This is a genomic window from Pseudomonas sp. FSL R10-1350, assembly GCF_009600525.1.
GTDB lineage: Bacteria > Pseudomonadota > Gammaproteobacteria > Pseudomonadales > Pseudomonadaceae > Aquipseudomonas > Aquipseudomonas helleri.
The window spans coordinates 45,362-63,082 of record NZ_WIVR01000026.1; the positions used below are offsets into that span (position 1 = coordinate 45,362).

Annotated in this window: 15 protein-coding genes; 4 read left to right on the forward strand and 11 right to left on the reverse strand. The window is 60.3% G+C overall.

All coding sequences use genetic code 11. The features are described from left to right. Window positions 1–54: 54 nt before the first annotated feature. Window positions 55–1,020, forward strand: coding sequence for an AraC family transcriptional regulator (locus GHO25_RS13685; RefSeq protein WP_153390995.1), 966 nt, complete (start codon window positions 55–57; stop codon window positions 1,018–1,020). On the opposite strand, the gene GHO25_RS13690 is transcribed toward GHO25_RS13685, so the two are convergent. Further along, entirely contained in the window at window positions 1,013–1,615 is a 603-nt protein-coding gene (locus GHO25_RS13690) for a hypothetical protein (RefSeq protein WP_048391174.1), read from the reverse strand. The two genes, GHO25_RS13685 and GHO25_RS13690, sit on opposite strands and share 8 nt — an antisense overlap. Before the next feature lie 230 nt (window positions 1,616–1,845). Between GHO25_RS13690 and GHO25_RS13695 the strand changes: the two genes are divergently transcribed. Beyond that, window positions 1,846–2,538: a GntR family transcriptional regulator gene (locus tag GHO25_RS13695; RefSeq protein WP_228392700.1), complete on the forward strand. Its 693-nt coding sequence runs from the start codon at window positions 1,846–1,848 to the stop codon at window positions 2,536–2,538. 63 nt (window positions 2,539–2,601) lie between these two features. Here GHO25_RS13695 and GHO25_RS13700 read toward each other — a convergent pair whose 3' ends face one another. From GHO25_RS13700 to GHO25_RS13720, 5 genes are all read right to left on the reverse strand, one after another. Continuing rightward, window positions 2,602–4,128 carry a UxaA family hydrolase gene (locus tag GHO25_RS13700; protein WP_153390996.1) on the reverse strand — a complete coding sequence of 509 codons (1,527 nt, stop codon included), beginning with the start codon at window positions 4,126–4,128 and terminating at the stop codon, window positions 2,602–2,604. Continuing rightward, entirely contained in the window at window positions 4,125–5,492 is a 1,368-nt protein-coding gene (locus GHO25_RS13705) for an MFS transporter (RefSeq protein ID WP_153390997.1), read from the reverse strand. The genes GHO25_RS13700 and GHO25_RS13705 overlap by 4 nt, the downstream gene beginning before the upstream one ends. Before the next feature lie 109 nt (window positions 5,493–5,601). After that, window positions 5,602–6,528 (reverse strand): 3-keto-5-aminohexanoate cleavage protein, encoded by a 927-nt coding sequence (locus GHO25_RS13710; RefSeq protein ID WP_048370765.1) that lies wholly within the window; start codon window positions 6,526–6,528, stop codon window positions 5,602–5,604. A 48-nt stretch (window positions 6,529–6,576) separates the two neighbouring features. Continuing rightward, window positions 6,577–7,533 carry a 3-hydroxyacyl-CoA dehydrogenase gene (locus GHO25_RS13715; RefSeq protein ID WP_153390998.1) on the reverse strand — a complete coding sequence of 319 codons (957 nt, stop codon included), beginning with the start codon at window positions 7,531–7,533 and terminating at the stop codon, window positions 6,577–6,579. 240 nt (window positions 7,534–7,773) lie between these two features. Next, window positions 7,774–8,562, reverse strand: coding sequence for an SDR family oxidoreductase (locus GHO25_RS13720; protein ID WP_153390999.1), 789 nt, complete (start codon window positions 8,560–8,562; stop codon window positions 7,774–7,776). A 312-nt stretch (window positions 8,563–8,874) separates the two neighbouring features. Here GHO25_RS13720 and GHO25_RS13725 point away from each other — a divergent pair, with 312 nt between their 5' ends. Continuing rightward, the gene (locus GHO25_RS13725) at window positions 8,875–9,771 is read left to right on the forward strand and encodes a LysR family transcriptional regulator (RefSeq protein WP_178110085.1); all 897 of its coding nucleotides are present in this window, start codon (window positions 8,875–8,877) and stop codon (window positions 9,769–9,771) included. Here the strand turns inward: GHO25_RS13725 and GHO25_RS13730 are convergent. Then, on the reverse strand, window positions 9,768–11,201 hold the full coding sequence (locus GHO25_RS13730; protein ID WP_153391000.1) for an aldehyde dehydrogenase family protein: 1,434 nt from the start codon (window positions 11,199–11,201) through the stop codon (window positions 9,768–9,770). The genes GHO25_RS13725 and GHO25_RS13730 overlap by 4 nt on opposite strands. A gap of 403 nt (window positions 11,202–11,604) precedes the next feature. Next, window positions 11,605–12,123: a cysteine hydrolase family protein gene (locus tag GHO25_RS13735; protein ID WP_048370754.1), complete on the reverse strand. Its 519-nt coding sequence runs from the start codon at window positions 12,121–12,123 to the stop codon at window positions 11,605–11,607. Between the two features lie 522 nt (window positions 12,124–12,645). Here GHO25_RS13735 and GHO25_RS13740 point away from each other — a divergent pair. Next, complete coding sequence (locus GHO25_RS13740) at window positions 12,646–13,680, forward strand: alginate lyase family protein (protein ID WP_153391001.1); 1,035 nt, start codon at window positions 12,646–12,648, stop codon at window positions 13,678–13,680. Window positions 13,681–13,738: 58 nt separating this feature from the next. On the opposite strand, the gene GHO25_RS13745 is transcribed toward GHO25_RS13740, so the two are convergent. The 3 genes from GHO25_RS13745 to GHO25_RS13755 form a co-directional block, all read right to left on the reverse strand. Beyond that, window positions 13,739–14,452, reverse strand: a complete 714-nt coding sequence (locus GHO25_RS13745; RefSeq protein WP_153391002.1) for a hypothetical protein — start codon at window positions 14,450–14,452, stop codon at window positions 13,739–13,741. A gap of 173 nt (window positions 14,453–14,625) precedes the next feature. Further along, window positions 14,626–17,046: a TonB-dependent siderophore receptor gene (locus GHO25_RS13750; RefSeq protein WP_153391003.1), complete on the reverse strand. Its 2,421-nt coding sequence runs from the start codon at window positions 17,044–17,046 to the stop codon at window positions 14,626–14,628. Window positions 17,047–17,126: 80 nt separating this feature from the next. Then, window positions 17,127–17,721 (reverse strand): FecR family protein (locus GHO25_RS13755; RefSeq protein WP_178110086.1); only part of this gene is annotated, 595 nt, incomplete at its 5' end.

Sequence of the window (17,721 nt, forward strand, 5' to 3'; positions counted from 1 at the left end):
CAGGTAAGGATGTTCTATGATGCAAAATCTTTAGTTTTTGACCGAAACCCCGACATGACATCCCAGGATCAGTTCGTCTTATCGTCCGACCTTATCAACGAGCTGTTGCGCGGCATGCGCCTGCGGGGCGTCAAGTACCATCGCATCCAGGCCGGTCCCTCATTCGGGCTGGGTTTTGCTGCCAAACCAGGGCACGCCTACTTCCACTTCCTCGCCGTGGGTACCGCCGCCCTGCGTACGGAGGACGGCACTGTGTACGAGTTGTCGGCCGGCAACGCGGTGTTCATCGCCCAGGGTGAAGCCCATCAACTGTTCTCAAACCAGGATGTACCCGCCCAAGACATCAGCAGCTTCGACGCGGTCCCTCTTGGCGACGCGATCTGTGCCGTGGATGCGTCCCCCGGTGCCGATGTCGGCCCCAGTAGCATTATCTTCAGTGCCTGCATGGAGTTCGAACTCACAAGCTTGCAAGGCCTTGGCGGACTGATGCCAGATCTGATGCTGATAGATGCCAGGGGGCAACGTTACCCTGGGCTGATGCCGATTCTTGCTTCCATGGAGCGCGAAGTCCGCTCTGCGCGCATCGGCTTCGCAGGCATACTCGCTCGCCTCGCTGACGTAGTGGCGGCGATGATCGTTCGTGGCTGGGTTGAGTGCGCCTGCGGCAACGCCTCAGGGTTGGTGGCGGCATTGCGCGACCCCAGGCTGGCCAGTGCGCTACTGGCCTTGCACCGGGAGCCCGCGCGCGACTGGACCGTCGCGCAACTGGCAGCGCACTGTAATACCTCTCGCTCAGTCTTCGCGGAACGCTTCCAGGCGACTATCGGCATCCCCCCGCTGCGCTATGCAACGGAGCTGCGGATGCGTCTCGCCAGTCAATGGCTAAGTCTTGAGCGCCTGCCCATTGAGGCCGTGGCGCAGCGTCTGGGCTACACCTCTCAAGCGGCCTTCAGTCGTGCCTTTAAGCGCATCACCGGCCAGCCACCCGGCGCCAGTCGGCGAATGGCTCGTCCTACCTGACGTCTATGCCGGGATAGCGCTCGGGCGGTGGCTGGTAGTTGGGATCTTCGAACTGGCTGTTGGTATAGAAGCTCTTGGCAGTGGGGCCGTCGTACTTGTAGGTCACGTCCTTGTTGGGGACTAAATGCCAGCCTGTGCTGTCTTTATCTCGCTCGATCAGGGTGGGGTAAAGCGTGCAGGTCCCACCGTCGCCTGACGTGAGGAGGAACTGATAGTAGCGCCCGGCTTCTGGAGTGAAGGTCGTTGTGACAAAACAAGTCCGGGTACGCGTACCCTCCCACGACATGTAGACACTCGTTTCGAGGCCCGGTCGAAGCGTTGACTCATAGTAGTCCCAGGTCAGGTTTTGCCCCGCTTTGGGCATGCCAATGTCTTGGGTATGGATAAATGGGAGAGGCCCGGTACGGACCACGCCCCCCGTCTTCACACCGTTTGCCGATTGATAAATGGCCGCATGCTGGGTGAAGTTGACGACCCGGATCCATGCCGGATTCGGCTCATTGGCCGGAGCGACGAAGTAATCCGTGTGGGGTAGATACTGGCAACCTGCGAACATCGGCAACAGCAGTAAGCAGAGTGTTGAGCGTGTCGACATGGGTCCCTTCCTCTCCATAAGTGTTGCTGTGACCGCGTCTACAGATGTTTATTCGGCATCAGGCCTGTTTTCGTACCCAGATACCCTCCGACGGCCTGTTCAGCACGCTCAGCCATCCAGCCTGCCATCCCCAAAAAAAACTGTGATCACACCCCCTCCAGCCACCTACACCCAACGCCCCAATCCGCCTATAATCCTCGCCCATGAATCTATCCAAACTCGTGTCGCCCATGATCCGCCAGACTCTCAGTGCGGACGTTTATTCCCAGCTTCGTGATCTGCTGATCAGTGGCCGTGTCATGCCCGGAGAGAAGCTGTCGCTAAGGTCCATTGCCGATGCGTTGGGCGTGAGTGTGATGCCGGTGCGTGAGGCGGTGCATCGGCTGGTCGCTGAGCAGGCGCTGGAGATGGCGGCCAATCGGTATATCCGGGTACCGGTGCTGACGGTCAGCCAGTTTCGCGAGATCACCAGTATTCGCCTGAATCTGGAAGGGCAGGCGGCGGCTCGTGCGGCGCAGTTGGTGAGTGCTGAGGCATTGCAGGAGATTCAAGGGATTCACGATGCGTTTTGCCAAGAGTTTGCGCAGAACCCGCCCGATGAGTCGCGGCTTATTGCCCTGAACAAGGCGCTGCACTTCGCCATTTATGGCCAGGCGGACATGCCGATTTTGCTGCAGATCGTTGAGTCGCTGTGGCTCCGGATCGGGCCAATCCTCAATTACGATTTGCGTTCGGGCACCGAGCGGGTGATTCAGCGCGTGCAGGCCAGTCACCATGCGGCGTTGGTGGAGGCCCTGAAGGCGCGCGATCCGGTGGCGGCGTGTGAGGCGTTGCAAGGCGACATCAAGAGTGCCGCCGAATTTATTGTGAACACCGGTGCGCTGGTAGTGGCGGATGCGATCAAGCCTGTCGACGCGGATTAACCCGGCGGCAGATGCAAAAAAACGAGGCGGACTGAACAGTCCGCCTCGTTTTTTATGGGCTGCTTACATCTGCGCGCCGATCATCCAGGGCACGGTTTCTTCGTTACCGACGCCCAGCGCTTCGCTTTTCGATTTTTCCCCCGACGCAACGCGAATAAGCATATCGAAGATTTCCCGGCCCTTGGACTCCAGGGTGGCGTCGCCGTCCATGACGTCCCCGCAGTTGATGTCCATGTCGTCTTGCATGCGCGTGTACATTTTGGTGTTGGTCGCCAGTTTGATGGAGGGCGCGGGTTTGGCGCCAAAGCACGAGCCACGGCCGGTGGTGAAGGCCACCAGGTTGGCGCCGCTGGCGATTTGCCCGGTGGCGCCCATGGGGTCGTACCCCGGCGCATCCATAAACACCAGGCCGCGCGCGGTAATCGGCTCGGCGTAGCGGTACACGCCCATCAGTGCCGAAGAGCCACTTTTGGCCACCGCGCCCAACGACTTCTCAAGAATGGTGGTCAGGCCACCGGCCTTGTTGCCCGGTGTCGGGTTGTTGTCGATGCTGCCTTTTTCGCGGTCGGCGTAGTTCTCCCACCACTTGATCAGGTCGACGATGCCCTGGCCCACTTCACGGGTGGCCGCACGGCGCGTCAGCAGGTGTTCGGCGCCGTAAATTTCAGGGGTTTCGCTCAAGATGGCGGTGCCGCCTTGGGCCACCAGCAGGTCGACGGCCACCCCGAGGGCGGGGTTGGCGGTGATGCCGGAGTAACCGTCCGAGCCGCCACATTGCAGCGCGACCGTGAGGTGTTTGGCCGACACCGGCTCACGCTGGCACGCGTTGGCAATCGGCAGCATGGCGTCTACGGCGGCAATGGCCGCATCCGTTGCCTTGCGGGTGCCGCCCACGTCCTGAATGACCACCGGGGCAATCAGCTTGCCGGTCTCGATGCCTTGCGCCATAAACAGCGCGCCCATCTGGTTGGCTTCACAGCCCAGGCCGATGACCACCACCCCCGCGAAGTTGGCGTGCTTGATAAACCCGCCCAAGGTTCGCCGCAGCTGATTCACGCCTTCGCCGTTGTGCTCGATGCAGCAACCAAAACTGTGGGTGATCGGCACCACGCCATCCACGTTCGGGTAGGCATCCAGCGCACCGTTTTTCGAGAAGTGCTCCACCACCATTTTGCTCACCGTGGCAGAGCAGTTCACCGTGCTCACCACGCCAATGTAGTTGCGCGTGGCAACTCGGCCATCGGCCCGCACAAAGCCTTTGAACATGACCGGGTCGGCAGGGGGCGTGGCCACTCTGGCATCCTCGCCAAACGCATAGTCGCGCTCGAACGTGGCCATTTCCAGGTTGTGGGTGTGCACGTAATCACCCGGCGCAACAGGTTGCGTGGCAAAGCCAATGATCTGGCCGTAGCGCAGCACCGGTTCACCGGTGTTGATGTGCGCCAGCGCGACTTTGTGCGCGGCGGGCACCTCGGTGCGCACCACAATATCGTTGAACTCAGTGACCACCGTGCCTTGCGCCAGCGGCGCACGGGCGATGGCTACGTTATCGCTGGGGTGGAGTTGAAGGGCCAGGGACAGAGTGTTCATTTGATCCTCGAGTTTTCAGTCAGGCACGGTGCGACGTGGGGCAATACGATGTTGTCCCGTGGTGTAGAGGCAGATTCCTGGGCTTGGCGCAGGCGGGTGCTCAGGAAGGCGGCGAGGGTTAGCAGCGCGGCAACAATGATCAGCCCGTTTTTGGTGCTCCCGGTAGTTTGCTCGACAAACCCCAGCAGGGAGGGCCCAAAGAAGCCGCCGGTAATGCCGCAGGTATTGACCAGCGCCAGCCCGGCCGCCATGCCGGCTCCGGCGAGCCTCGAACTGGCGAAGAGGAACACCACCGGCTGCACGACAAAGAACATCGAGGCGGTGAGGGTAAAGCCGATCAGAGCAATCATCGGCGGGGTATAGGCGGCCAGGGTCAGGCCAGCCGACATCAGGATCAAACCGCCAAACATGATCTTGCGCGACAGCTTGGGTGTGGTGGCGTATTTAGGCAAAAAGGCGGCGCCCAGCGCGGCTGCTACCCAAGGGATTGAGTTCAGCAGGCCGATTTCAACCGAGGTCAGCCCGCCGTAAGTGCCGATGATGCCCGGCAAAAAGAAGATGACCGAATACACACTGATCTGGTGCAGAAAGTACACCGCAATGGCCAGCCACAACTGGGGGATTTTGAACACGCCCTTAAAGGAATGGCCCACATTGCCCGAGGCGATTTCTTCATCGTTTTCTTTTTTGAGGGCTTGCTCGACTTCATCGGCTTGCTCCTTGGTCAGCCAACTGGCCTTGGAGGGTTTGTCCGGGAGTTTTTTCCAGATCACCACCGAGAACAGCACCGCCGGGATGCCTTCCAGAAAGAACAGCCACTGCCAGCCATGCCAGCCCATGATGCCGTCCATTTCCAGCAAGAGCCCGCCAATAGGGCCGCTGATGATGTTGGCCAGGCACACGCCGATCAAAAAGTAACCGCTGGCCCGCGCTCTTTGCTCTTTGCCGAACCAATAGGTGAGGTACAGCATCACGCCCGGAAACAGCCCCGCTTCCGCAGCACCCAGCAGGGCGCGGGCAATATAAAAAGTCGTCTCGTCGGTGATAAAGGCCATGCCCGCCGACAAGATGCCCCAGGTAATCATGATCCGGGTGATCCACAGCCGCGCGCCCACGCGGTGCATGATCAAGTTGCTGGGCACTTCCATCAGGGCATAGGTGAGGAAGAACAGCCCGGCGCCAAAACCATAGGCCGCCGCGGAGATCCCCAAATCGACGGCCATGTGGGTTTTGGCCAGCGAAATATTGGTCCTGTCCAAAAAGCTGATGACGTAAGCAAAAATCAACATCGGCATTAACTTGCGAAACATTAAAGCGTTCAGCGACTGTCCCTTTTCTGTTTTTGTATGGGTCGTTGCGAACATGGCTCAGGTCTCCTCATGAGGATAGGGTTCCAGGGCGCTGTGGGTGTTCAGCGCCCGTCAGTGCCAGCAATATCCTCTCTATTGTTTTTAGTCAGGTGAGTGCCGGTGCTTAGAAGTTGACGTTGTCGCCACCTTTGAGCTTGAGGATTTCTCTGGCGTCGTCAGGGGTCGCCACTTCCAGTGAGAGACCTTCCAGAATGGTGCGCATGCGCGACACTTGCTCCGCGTTGCTTTTGGCCAACTGGCCTGGCCCGTCCCACAGCGAATCTTCCAGGCCCACGCGCACGTGCCCGCCCAGGGTGGCCGACTGCGCGCCAATGCTCATTTGCTGCTTGCCGGCCGGCAGCACCGACCATTGGTAGTCGTCGCCAAACAGGCGGTCGGCGGTGCGGCGCATGTGCAGCACGTCTTCGGGGTGAGCGCCGATGCCACCCAGAATGCCAAACACTGACTGGATCAAAAACGGTGGCTTGATCAGCCCGCGATCAATGAAATGCGCCGCCGTGTACAGATGCCCGATGTCATAGCACTCGATCTCAAAGCGCGTACCGTTTTCGCTGCACGACTCCAGGATGTGGGCAATGTCGGTGAAGGTGTTTTTGAAAATACGGTCATGGCTGCCCGCCAGGTAGGGTTCCTCCCAGGCGTGTTTGAATTCCTTGAAGCGATTAAGCATGGGGTACAGGCCCATATTCATCGTGCCCATGTTCAGCGACGCCACTTCGGGCTTGAACTGATGCGCCGGGCGCAGCCGGTCCTCAAGCGACATGGTCGGTGCGCCGCCGGTGGTCAGGTTGATCACCACATCGCTGGCTTCTTTAATGGCCGGCAAAAATTGTTTGAACAGTTCCGGGTCTTGCGAAGGGCTGCCGTCTACCGGGTTGCGGGCGTGCAGGTGGACGATTGCCGCGCCAGCCTCGGCCGCACCAATGGCGGCTTCGGCAATCTGCCCCGGTGTCACCGGCAGGTAAGGGGACATAGACGGGGTGTGGATGGCGCCGGTCACAGCGCAGGTAATGATGACTTTACGAGCCATGGGGATCTCCTGGGTGTCTTGGTTTTGTTGTTCAGGATCAAGCCGCGATCAAGCGTCCGGGGCGTGACGCTTGTGCGCGGCCAGGGCCATCAGGCGTCTGTCGCGCCAGGCTGAGCGCTGGTTGATGTCTTCAAGCTCAAGGGTGCGGCGGCGCTCTTCGTCCACGCGGGCAACCGCTTCGTCCGACCAACTGAACGTTTGTTGCGACGCAGCGGTGTGCCGGTATTGCTGGCCGTAGCGCCGGGCGTAATCCTGCACACCCGCCGGGGCGTTGAGGTCGATGGTTTCGAAGGGGCCCATAAACGACCAGCGCAGGGCCAGTCCTTCTTTAAGCACGCGGTCAATGTCTGCCGCGCTGGCCAGGCCGTCTTCATGCAAGTTGAAGCACTCGTTGAGCACTGCGGCCTGAACCCGATTGAGCAAAAAGCCGTAGATCTCACGGGACAACGTCACGGGGCTTTGCCCGGCTGCGCTGTACAGCGCGTGGGCGCGGAGCATCACATCCGCCGAAGTCCAGGGCGCCGGGCACAGTTCAACCAGCGGGATGAGGTAGGGCGGGTTGGTCGGGTGCGCCACCAGGCAGCGGGCCCGCCCCGGCAGGTCTTTAGTGAACTCCGACGCCGGTAGCCATGAGGTCGAACTGGCCAGAAGCGCGTCTTTGGGGGCCAGCGCGTCCAGTTGGCTGAAAATCTCGATTTTGGCCTCGACGGTTTCCCGCACGTTTTCCTGCACGAGCACCACGTCACGCAGCGCTTCTGCCAAATCGGCAACGCAGGTAATGCGCGCCAGCACGGTGCCGGGGGCTTCATCAATCAGTTCAAATTCGGCGAGTTCACCGAGCCGTGCTTCGATGTACGCATGGCTGCTTTGCAGGGTGTGCAGGTCCATGTCGTGCAGGCGCACGGGGTGGCCCGCCCGCGCAAACACGATGGCCCAGGCTCTGCCAATCAATCCGGCGCCGACAATGGCGACGGCGCCACGCTCAGGGGGGGATGGTCGTTGCATGCTGTTCTCCACATTTTTGTATTTATGGTCAGGAGTTGCGCTTTTAGCTGGCGCATCCACACCGAGTATCTCGTCGATGCCGGTGTGGTTTGAAACGGATGGTATTCGCTGTGATCACAGATCACAAGACTATTTTGGCGATTGTCAGACAATTGGCCGCAGGGGCATAAAACAGGTTTCAAAGGCCCTTAAACACGGCTCACCAGCGGGTTGCTGGCAAGCCGTTGCTGCAAAGGGGGCTCAGAGGTACTCGACGTTGCCGTCGATGCTGATGGCTTGCCCGGTGATGTTCTGCGCAGCGGGCGAGCAGAGGAACAGCGCCATGGCGGCCACATCGTCCGGGGGCGTCATGCGCCCTAGGGAGATTTTGTTCAATGTTTGCTTCAGCATCTCGGGTTCGGAGATACCCAATTGCTTGGCGCGGTCGCGGATCACGCGATCCTGGCGCGGGCCTTCAATGATGCCGGGCAGCAGCGCATTGACCCGGATATCCCGGTCGCCCAACTCTGCCGCCAATGATTTCATCAACCCGATAATGGCCCACTTGGTCGCCGCATACGGTGTGCGCCAGGCATACCCCAGGCGCCCAGCTACCGACGAAATATGAATGATGTGTGCATGCTCGGATTCCGCCAGCAGCGGCACCGCATGATGCGCGAAACGGTACTGGGCATTGAGGTTGATATTGATCGACTGCTCCCACTCGTCCTCGGTGATTTTTTCAATGCCGGTGGTGGGCCCGGCGATGCCGGCGTTGTTGATCAGCACATCGAGGCCGTTGACCCACTCGCGCTGAAGTTCAAACACCCGCTTGACCTCGGCCGGGTTTGACACGTCGGCTAGGGTGGCGAGCGCTTGCGGGTAGCGCTCGCGGAAGGCCAACACCGCCTGCTCGCTGACATCACACACATGCACCTTGGCCCCGGTCTCCAGATAGGCCGCAGCAATCACCTCACCAATACCGGCCGCGCCCCCGGAAATCAGCACCTTCAACCCGGAATAAGGCGTGAGTCGTTTCACAATGCTCATAGCGTTTTACCTGTCTTATTGTTGTGTGGGCGTTCTGCTGAAAAATGCGAATACAGTGATATGTGATCACAGTTTGTTTGTCAATGCAGAATCTGCCCACCACCCCGGCCATTGCCCCGGCCTTGGTCAGTCCCCGATACTAAGGCCCTGCTGTTCACTTAAGAGCAACACTGCTCAAGAGTGGGAGCGGGCTTGCTCGCGATGGTCTTCAGAACGCCTCATTTACTCGGTAAATACGCGTCATCGTTAACGACCTTCGCGAGCAAGCCCGCTCCCACACATTGCACAAACCCACTCCCATCGAGACCCCCTGTGCTCAGAAACGTTACGGACATGGATTTGCGCCTGCTGCGCATCTTCGCCACGGTGGTCAAGTGCGGTGGGTTTACGGCGGCTCAGGCTGAGTTGAACATGAGCCAGTCGAACATCAGCACGCACATTTCCGGGCTGGAAAAACGTCTGGGCTACCGCATTTGTGAGCGCGGCAAAGGCGGCTTTCGCGTGACCGAAAAAGGCCAGCGCATTCTTAAGGCCTCGGCGGTGCTGTTCGGTGCCGTGGATGCGTTTCGCAATGAGGCCCAGGACCTTGCCGGGCGGCTGGTGGGGGATCTGTATCTGGGGCTGGCGGACAATATCGCGACGCTGCCGACGGCTCGGGTCGATGCCGCCATTGCGCGCTTTTATCAGCGTGAACACGACATGCATTTGCACATTTTCGTGAACTCGCCCACGGAGCTTGAGCGGGCGGTAATTGACGGCCAACTGGACATCGCCATTTCGTATTTCAGCCGCCCGCTGCCGACCTTAACGTATCAGCCGCTGTACTCGGAAGAGATCGGGATTTTCTGCGGTCAGGCGCACCCGCTGTTCGCAATCCGCTCGCCCAGCCATGCGCAGCTTCAGGCCTGTGACTGGATTCGCCATGGTTTCCTGCCGGTCGATCAGGTGCTGCCCATCATCCCGGATCGCGCTTCGGCCACCGCGCATCACATGGAGGCGGTGGTCCATGGCGTGCTGGCCGGCACGCACCTGGGGTATCTGCCCACTCACTACGCCCAGATCTGGCTGCAGAGCGGGCAAATGCGTGCCCTTCAGCCAGCGACGTTACGCTACGACGTGCAGCACAGCATGATCACCCATGCCGGGCACCCGCAAAGCGAGGCGGTGCGCGCCTTTATCGCCGATCTGCTGCTTGAGCACGGGCTTTAGCCCAGGCAACGGGTCACGTGCTTGACCGATTGATAGGCAGACAACCCCCACGGCCCCAATTCGCGGCCGATGCCGCTGCCCTTGGTGCCGCCCCAGGAGGTTTCGACGAACACCGCCTGGATCGAGTTGATCCACACGTGGCCCACCTCCAGCGCCTGCGCGACCCGCTCGGCGCGCTCAAGATCCGCGCTGATCACCGTGGCCACCAGGCCGAAGCGGCTGTCGTTGGCCAGCGCCACGGCTTGGTCTTCTGAACTGAAGCGATGGCTGCACAGCACCGGGCCAAAAATTTCTTCGGTCCACAGGCGGCTGTTCAACGGCACGTCGGTGTACAGGGTCGGGCTGACGAACCAGCCGGGGTCGCACCAGGCCTTGCCACCGGCCACGCACTGCAAGCCTTCGGCGCGGGCGATGGCAAAGTACTCGCTCACCTTGGCCCATTGCGCCTGACTGGTCAGCGGCCCCATGTCGACTTCGCCGGTCAGCGGGTTGCCTACGCGCAGGGTCTCGAAAGCGCTCTGCAAACGCTGGATCAGCGCATCGGCAATGCGCTCGTGCACCAGCAGGCGCGAGGTGGCCGAGCACATTTGCCCGCTGTTCCAGGCAATGCCGGCCACGATCCATTCCACGGCCTGATCAAGGTCGCAATCTTCAAACACCACAATCGCCGACTTGCCTCCCAGTTCCAGGGTAATCGGGCGGCAATGGGCGGCAGCGCTGTGCATCACCTGCGTGCCCACCGCGTTGCTGCCGGTGAACGACAACTTGTCCAGGCCCGCGTGATTGCTCAGCGCAATGCCGGTCTCGGCCTTGCCGCAAACGATGTTCAACACGCCGGGCGGCAAGCCCAGGGCATCGGCAATCTCGCCGTAGGTTTGCTCGATCAGCGGGGTGATCTCCGACGGCTTGAGCACCACCGTGCAACCCGCCGCGAGGGCCGGGGCGAGCTTCCAGGCGCTGGTCACCAGCGGGAAATTCCACGGCACGATCAAACCGACAACGCCCACCGGCTCCAGCCGCGTGTGGGAGGTAAAGCCGGGCACCGACAGCGGCACTTCAGGGTTCGGGTTGCTCGCCAGCGCGTCGGCCAGGGTCGCGTAATAGTTGAACGTAGCGATAGCATCGTCGACATCAACCACGGCCTCGTGCCGGGGCTTGCCGTTGTTCTGCATTTGCAGGGCGATCAAGGCCTCACGGCGCTGTTCGAGCTGCTCAGCAAAGCCCCTCAAGTAACCGGCACGCACCGATGCATCGACATTGCGCCAGGCGGGCAGCGCCTCACGCGCCGCCGCAACGGCCTGATCCACTTGTGCTGCGCTGGCGCTTGTCAGCTCCGCGAACGACTGGCCCAGGGATGGATCGAACACGCGGATCGGCTCGGCGCCTTCGCCTGCTAGCCACTGTGCGTTGATGTACTGTGCTGCTTTCATTGGTTGGCTCCCGGCAGAATGCCGTGCACGGCATTCACAAAAATCTGGCTGTAGTCGGCTGCGCTGTGGGCGCAGGCGTTGGTGTACGACGAGGGCCGGCTTGCCCAGACATCCCGACGAACCGCCTCCCCCTACGAGAAGCGGGCGCAGCATAAAGCAGTCAAACATTTGTAAAAATTCATATGTTTGTAAGCTGGCTTCTGGGTTTTTATATGTTTGAGCGGGCGTGAGCGATCCCTCAACGGCCGTCCTGCGGCCCGCATCGCAGCCTTCGTACCTCGGCAGCGACTACAGGGGGGCGTGTACGCCCAAAAACCTGTAGGAGCGAGCTTGTCTCGCGATCTTTTGATCTTTCGCAGCCTTCGTACCTCGTCAGCGACTACAAATATTGCGCGGTTTTCACCTAAAAACGCCATTCCTCAGCCCGAACCAACCGGCAGAACGGCCCGTCAAGCGTTGCGTTGTGATGCGCCACAATGTCCTGCGCCTTCATCACCGGCGTATCAGAACAGCTATGACCATCGGCAATAAGCACCGCATCAAAGCCAAGATCACGCGCCGCGCGGCACGTGCTGTCGACGCAGTATTGAGTTTTCATGCCGGTGATCACCACACCCGTCGCCCCGTGCGCCCGTAAGTTGTCTGCCAGATCGGTCATCGCGAAGGCATTGGGGCGGCGCTTTTCGAATACCACCTCGCCACCCTGAAGCTTCAGTTCTTGCACGATCATCGTCAGCGGGCTGCCGGGTTCGATGGGCGAACCCACCGGCCCGATATGACGCGCCAGAAAAATCGGCGCTCCTGCGCTGCGGGCCTTGTCCATCAGACTGTTCAGGGTTTGCAGCAACGCCTCGCCACGCCAGGGTTTTTCCGGGCCATGAACCAGACCCACTTGCATATCGAGTATCAATAGAGCGTGCATGAGGTGAATCTCCTTGCGTATAAGCCAGCAACACAAGGGCATAAAAAAGGCCCTGTCCATTGCTGGCGGGCCTTTGAAGTTCGTCTGTTAATTGCTCACGACACTTCGCACGCTCCGCTTTCAGCGGTCGTGGTGGTGGTAGTCGAGGTGAGGCAATATTTGGTCATAAATCGACACTAGCAATATCGCCACAGGCTGGCAAGGCGGGATGTGGACTGATTAATGCCATCGCAGCCTTCGTACCTCGGCAGCGACTACGGGGATTGTGTTGTTTGCAGGAGACGTAGCCTCGTCAAACTCGGCAACTGCTACGGGGCGTGTGTACGCCAAAACTTGTAGTCGCTGACGAGGTACGAGGCTGCGATGGGTTGCGCAGCGACCCTAATCGGCGCTCCCCGCATGAAATCCCTCTCCCCGTAAGCCGCCGTTCAATTTCCGTCACCTACAGTTCTCAACAAGGAGTCCCAACCCGCCACAGACGGCTAATTCCGACTGACCAGACGTCTTTTCTCAGGACCTTCGATGACCAAACGGCCGATTCTCAACCCGCTCTTTTTAGCGCTCAGCATCGTGGTGAGCGCCCCGACCCTGGCGGCGTCGTGGTGCACGAACACCGACCCGGGGCCGCTGGGGCAGTTACGCAATGAGGTCAATAAACAGCTATTGCCGCAATCGCGGGCCATTGAGCGGGTGCACACCGAAGGGACGCTGCCGCATCAGGGCATTCGTGATCAAAGCCTGGAGGCCAAGAAGGATTGGCCGCTGATGCGCGACCTGGCGCTGCTGTGGCAAAAGCAGCATCAACCCGCTGATCTGGAAGCGCTGTCGCGGTTGCTCAACGATTGGGGCACGCGCTACAAGCCCAGTTTTAATCCGGTGGATGAGACTGAGCTGGATGCGTATATCGATGCCTATGCCATGACCCGCGAAGATTTACCGCCGCCGGTGCGCGCTGTGGCGCAGCGCTTTATTCGCGAGCTGGGTGAGGGTTATCTCAATCAGATGGAGCACAATTTCAAGCCCGGTGATGGCCGCTGGATCAATAACTGGAACTCGCACCGTGTGAAGCTGGCGACGCTGTCAGCGGTGGCGCTGGAGGATCCAGCCATGTTTGCCCGGGCGCGGGCGCAGTTTATTGAGCAACTGGGACGCAATCTGTGGCCGGGCGGTTCAACGGTGGATGTCGAGCAACGTGATGCCTTGCACTATGTGGTCTACGACCTGGAGCCACTGACCCGGGCCGCCGTGGCAGCGCGTCTGCGCGGGCAAAACTGGCTGGTGTTCAAGGGCGCTTCAGACGCCAGCCTGGAGAACGCGCTGGACTGGCTCGCACCTTACGCCAAGGGTGACAAGACCCACGAAGAATTCGTGCACTCCCACGTCAAGTTCGATGACCAGCGTCGCGAGGCGGGGGAGAGCGGGTTCTCAGGCCTGTGGAACCCGCAGTCGGCGACCGGCCTGTGTGCCATGGCGACGTTGCTCAACCCTAAATACGCCGCCGTGTCTGAGCGGTTGCACCCCATGGGCGGCTGGATGGCCGCGTGCTGGGGGCGGTAAGTTAAAAAGCCCCGCCGGGCAATGCTCGGCGGGGCTTTTTCTTTACAGAGTGGGGCGTTTACGGCCGCATCAGCGGTTCAATGCCGATCCATTTTTTTACCGGCTGATAGCAGGTTTTCATCGGTGGCAGATCGACCTTTTGCCCGCCGACCTCCATCGAGCCGAGGTTGATCGTCCATTTCGAATCGGCATCAAATTTTTCGGTTGGGAAAATCAGATAGACCGAGCCGTAACTGCTGTTGTTGGTGATTCGCGGAACACGGCTGTGCACTTCATCGCTGTTGATGTCATACGGCGAAGTCCGCGCATATTTCTCGTAATACAGCGGGTAGTCGTAGGTCTCTTTGTCACCCAGGTACACGTCGGGCAGGGCTTTCAACTGTGAGCCGTCTTCAAAGGTGATGTAGGCCTGACGGCTGTCGTAGAGAATCGGGATGGGCGCCTCGCCACTGCTTGAACGCGTCGGGCGTATGCGGCCTTTGTTGTAGGCGATGAGCTGGATGTAAAAGTGCCTGCGTGAATAGGTTTCACCGGGGAAGGTCTTGGTCACACCTTGCTCAAACGGGCGATCTGAATACTGCGCGGTGTGATCGTATAAGTAGGTTTCGAGGATGATGGTTTTCTTGCCATCCGCTCCCGGCACTTTGAATTGATACTCGGACTGGCACAGGTCGGCGTAAGCAGAGCGCTCGCGCGGCCAAGGCAGGCAGGCCCCTAGCGAGGCAGCAAGGAGCACGAGCAGGGTGGCTTTCAGGCTTTTTTCAAATGGCATGGCTGGCCTTTCGTTGGTTGTCCAAGAACACTCGAGTAACGATTCTGACAATCTCAAACGAAAATAGGTCACGTTTAGCGAACCTCACCCTGTAGGAGCGAGCTTGCCTCGCGATCTTTTAAACGATCAAAAGATCGCGAGACAAGCTCGCTCCTACAGAGGCTCACAGGGCATTACCAACGATAACGCGCGCTCGCCAGGAAGGTCCGTTGCGGGCCGTAGTAGCAGGTGTCCAGGAAGTAGCAGTTGTTGGCGATGTAGCTTTTATTGGTCACGTTGTCGACGTTCAGTTGCAGGTTCCAGTGCGCGTCCAACTGGTAGTGGATCATGCTGTCCACCAGGGTGTAGCCGGGCGTTTCGCGCACTTGCGAGTAGTCGTCGTTGTAGTCCGGGCGGCCACTCACGTAGCGCACGCCCACCCCGTAGCCCAAGCCTTTGAGCTGGCCTTCCTGGTGGGTGAAGTCGGCCCACGCCGAGGCGCTGTGGCGCGGGTTGGTGGTGCCCCAGCTGTCGGTGAAGCGGGTGCCTTCTTTGCCCGGTGTGTTGTCTTTGGTCACGCGGGCATCGAGGTAGGTGTAACTGGCGGTGAGGTCCAGCCCCGGCGTTGGCGTGTACTTACCTTCCAGTTCCAGGCCTTTGGATTCCACTTCGCCGGTCTGGATCATGATCCGCGTGTCGATCGGGTCGGTGGTCACCATGTTTTTCTGCACGATGTCGAACACCGCCGCTGTCAACAGCAGGTCGCTGCCCGGCGGCTGGTACTTGATCCCCAGTTCGTGGCTGGTGCCGGTGGTGGCCTTGTAAGGCTTGCCGTTGGCGCTGTTCGCGGTGGTCGGCAAGAACGACTCGGCATAGCTGTAGTACGGCGCCAAACCGTTATCGAACAGGTACAACAAGCCGGCCTGCCAGGTGGTGGCGCCCTGGTCCAGGTTGCCGCCGACTTTGCGGCCATTGTTGTTCACGTCAACGTCAGTTTTAGCCTGGTCGTGACGCACGCCGACACGGGCGATCCAGTGATCGTCAATCTTCACCTGATGCTGGGCGTAGGCGCCGATCTGCTCCACATCAATCACACGCTGGTAAGGCACCGTCGGTTTGGCTGTCGGGGTCACGGCACCCGGGTTGTTCAAGTCCAGAGGTGAAGCAGGGCCGCTGAGTTGACGGTTTTTGCTGCGCTGCCAGGTGTAATCGAAACCGACCAGGCTGGTGTGCTCGATGCCGGGGGTGTCGAAGTTCGCCTGCAACTGGTTATCGAAGCTGTAGACGTCACTGTTGAGCTTGTAAATGCCCGCATCACGGAACAACACGGCTGAGTTGTCCGGGTCGATCCAACCCAGGCTGCGCACGGCCTTGGCATCGTAGCTGCCGGTGTCGATGCGCACGTTTTGGCGGTACAGCCAGGTGTCGTTGAAGCGATGCTCAAACAAGTAACCCAAAGAGTATTGATCACGCTTGAACGTGTTGAAGTCCGGGTCACCACCATAGAAGTGATGCGACAAATACCCGGTCGGCCCGCGCACCAGCGAACCTTTGGCCGGCAGCCAGGTACCCCAGCCGCTGGTGTCGTGCTGATAACTGGCGAGCACGGTCAGGCTGGTGTCGTCGTTACGGAAGGTGATCGCCGGGGCCACATACACGTGATCGTCCACGGCATGGTCAATTTGCGCCTGGCTGTCGCGCACGTTCATCGTCAGGCGGCCCAGCACAGTGCCGTTGTCGTTCAAGGCGTCATTGAGGTCCAGGCGCGCCTGCTTGTTGTCGAAGCTGCCGTAACCCAGTTGCACTTCATGAAAGGGCTCATCGCTGGGGCGCTTGGTGACGATGTTGATCATCCCGCCCGGCGCGTTTTGGCCGTACAGCACCGACGCCGGGCCTTTGAGGATTTCAACGCGCTCAAGGCCATAAGAGTCGGCGCGCCCGAACATGCCGTTGTTGGATGAGCGCAAGCCATCGCGAAACATACCCAACTGAGACATGGTGAAACCGCGCACAGTTAGCCAGTCATAACGCGGGTCATCGCCATAAAACCCGGCACTCACACCGGCGCTGTAGCGCAGCGCCGAACTCAGGTTCTGCGCGCCCAGGTTGTCCATCTGTTCACGGGTGACTACCGAGATCGCTTGTGGAGTTTCCAGCAGCGGGGTGTCGGTCTTGGTGGCGGTGGTGGAGCGCCGTGCGACAAAGCCTTTGTCGTTGGAGATGCTGTCCTGGGTGAAGCTGGACTGTGAGCCGCTGATGGTGGTGGCCGGCAAGTCATGGGCGCCCCCCGGCAGTACTGTGTAGGCGCCGCTGGCGGTGGTGCTGAAAATCAGCCCGCTACCGGCCAGGGCCTGATTGATGGCTTGTGCGGTGCTCATCTGGCCTTGCACCGCCGGGGCGCGCTTGCCGGCAATCAATGACGGGTTGACCGACAACATGTCGCCCGTCTGGTGGGCGATGTAGCTCAAGGTTTCGCCAAGGTCACCTGCAGGGATGTTGAACGCTTGCGCGACAGCAACAGCGTCGCTGTCTGCCTGGGCATGGGACACAAACGGAGCGGTTGCCAGGGCGATCGCGGCGGCAAGCAGGCAAGGACGAATCTGCAGGTTGGGCATGTAAGCGGGCTCGTAATAGGTGTGTTTTCAGTAACCAAGACCCGCGTTACGCAAAACCCCCTCACCTTTTTTCAGTTTTTTTAAGCGCTGGCCGAACGCACATCCACCGTGGTCAACCAGAAGCCGTGGCGGTTCACCTGCACCGGCAGCGTTTCGGCCAGTGAACGCAAGGTGCGGTCACTGTCGTCCAGGGCAAACACCCCATACACCCGCAGTTGCGCGGCTTGCGGGCTGACGCGCAACAGCCCGGCGCGATAAGGGCGCAGGGCCTCGATGAGTTGCCCGAGCGGTTCATCGCGCACGTCGATGCGGCCTTCGAGCCAGTCAACCCGGCTGCGCCAGCTCGGCGTCTGAGGGTCGATGCCCTGTTCGGTGAAGGCGAACACTTGCCCGGCCTCAATGGTTTGCCGACGGCCAGCACGATTGGTCAACAGCACACTGTGCTGCTGCACCGACGCCAGGCTGCCGCCGTCGTCTTTGCGCACCATAAACCGCGTGCCCAGCGCCCGCACCGTGCCATCGCCGGAGTCGACAATAAACGGCCGCGAGGCATCTTTGGCGACGTCGACCTGCACCGCGCCTTGGTGCAGCAGCACCCGGCGTTGCAGCCCGTCAAACAGAATGTCGACCACCGTGCGCGCATCCAGGCTCAGGCGGCTGCCATCGGCCAGGGTC

Bases quoted from the DNA above. Each gene is read 5' to 3' on its own strand.
- GHO25_RS13685 (WP_153390995.1), top strand. From the start codon at position 55: ATGACATCCCAGGATCAGTTCGTCTTATCGTCCGACCTTATCAACGAG.
- GHO25_RS13690 (WP_048391174.1), bottom strand. From the start codon at position 1,615: ATGTCGACACGCTCAACACTCTGCTTACTGCTGTTGCCGATGTTCGCA.
- GHO25_RS13695 (WP_228392700.1), top strand. From the start codon at position 1,846: ATGATCCGCCAGACTCTCAGTGCGGACGTTTATTCCCAGCTTCGTGAT.
- GHO25_RS13700 (WP_153390996.1), bottom strand. From the start codon at position 4,128: ATGAACACTCTGTCCCTGGCCCTTCAACTCCACCCCAGCGATAACGTA.
- GHO25_RS13705 (WP_153390997.1), bottom strand. From the start codon at position 5,492: ATGTTCGCAACGACCCATACAAAAACAGAAAAGGGACAGTCGCTGAAC.
- GHO25_RS13710 (WP_048370765.1), bottom strand. From the start codon at position 6,528: ATGGCTCGTAAAGTCATCATTACCTGCGCTGTGACCGGCGCCATCCAC.
- GHO25_RS13715 (WP_153390998.1), bottom strand. From the start codon at position 7,533: ATGCAACGACCATCCCCCCCTGAGCGTGGCGCCGTCGCCATTGTCGGC.
- GHO25_RS13720 (WP_153390999.1), bottom strand. From the start codon at position 8,562: ATGAGCATTGTGAAACGACTCACGCCTTATTCCGGGTTGAAGGTGCTG.
- GHO25_RS13730 (WP_153391000.1), bottom strand. From the start codon at position 11,201: ATGAAAGCAGCACAGTACATCAACGCACAGTGGCTAGCAGGCGAAGGC.
- GHO25_RS13735 (WP_048370754.1), bottom strand. From the start codon at position 12,123: ATGCACGCTCTATTGATACTCGATATGCAAGTGGGTCTGGTTCATGGC.
- GHO25_RS13740 (WP_153391001.1), top strand. From the start codon at position 12,646: ATGACCAAACGGCCGATTCTCAACCCGCTCTTTTTAGCGCTCAGCATC.
- GHO25_RS13745 (WP_153391002.1), bottom strand. From the start codon at position 14,452: ATGCCATTTGAAAAAAGCCTGAAAGCCACCCTGCTCGTGCTCCTTGCT.
- GHO25_RS13750 (WP_153391003.1), bottom strand. From the start codon at position 17,046: ATGCCCAACCTGCAGATTCGTCCTTGCCTGCTTGCCGCCGCGATCGCC.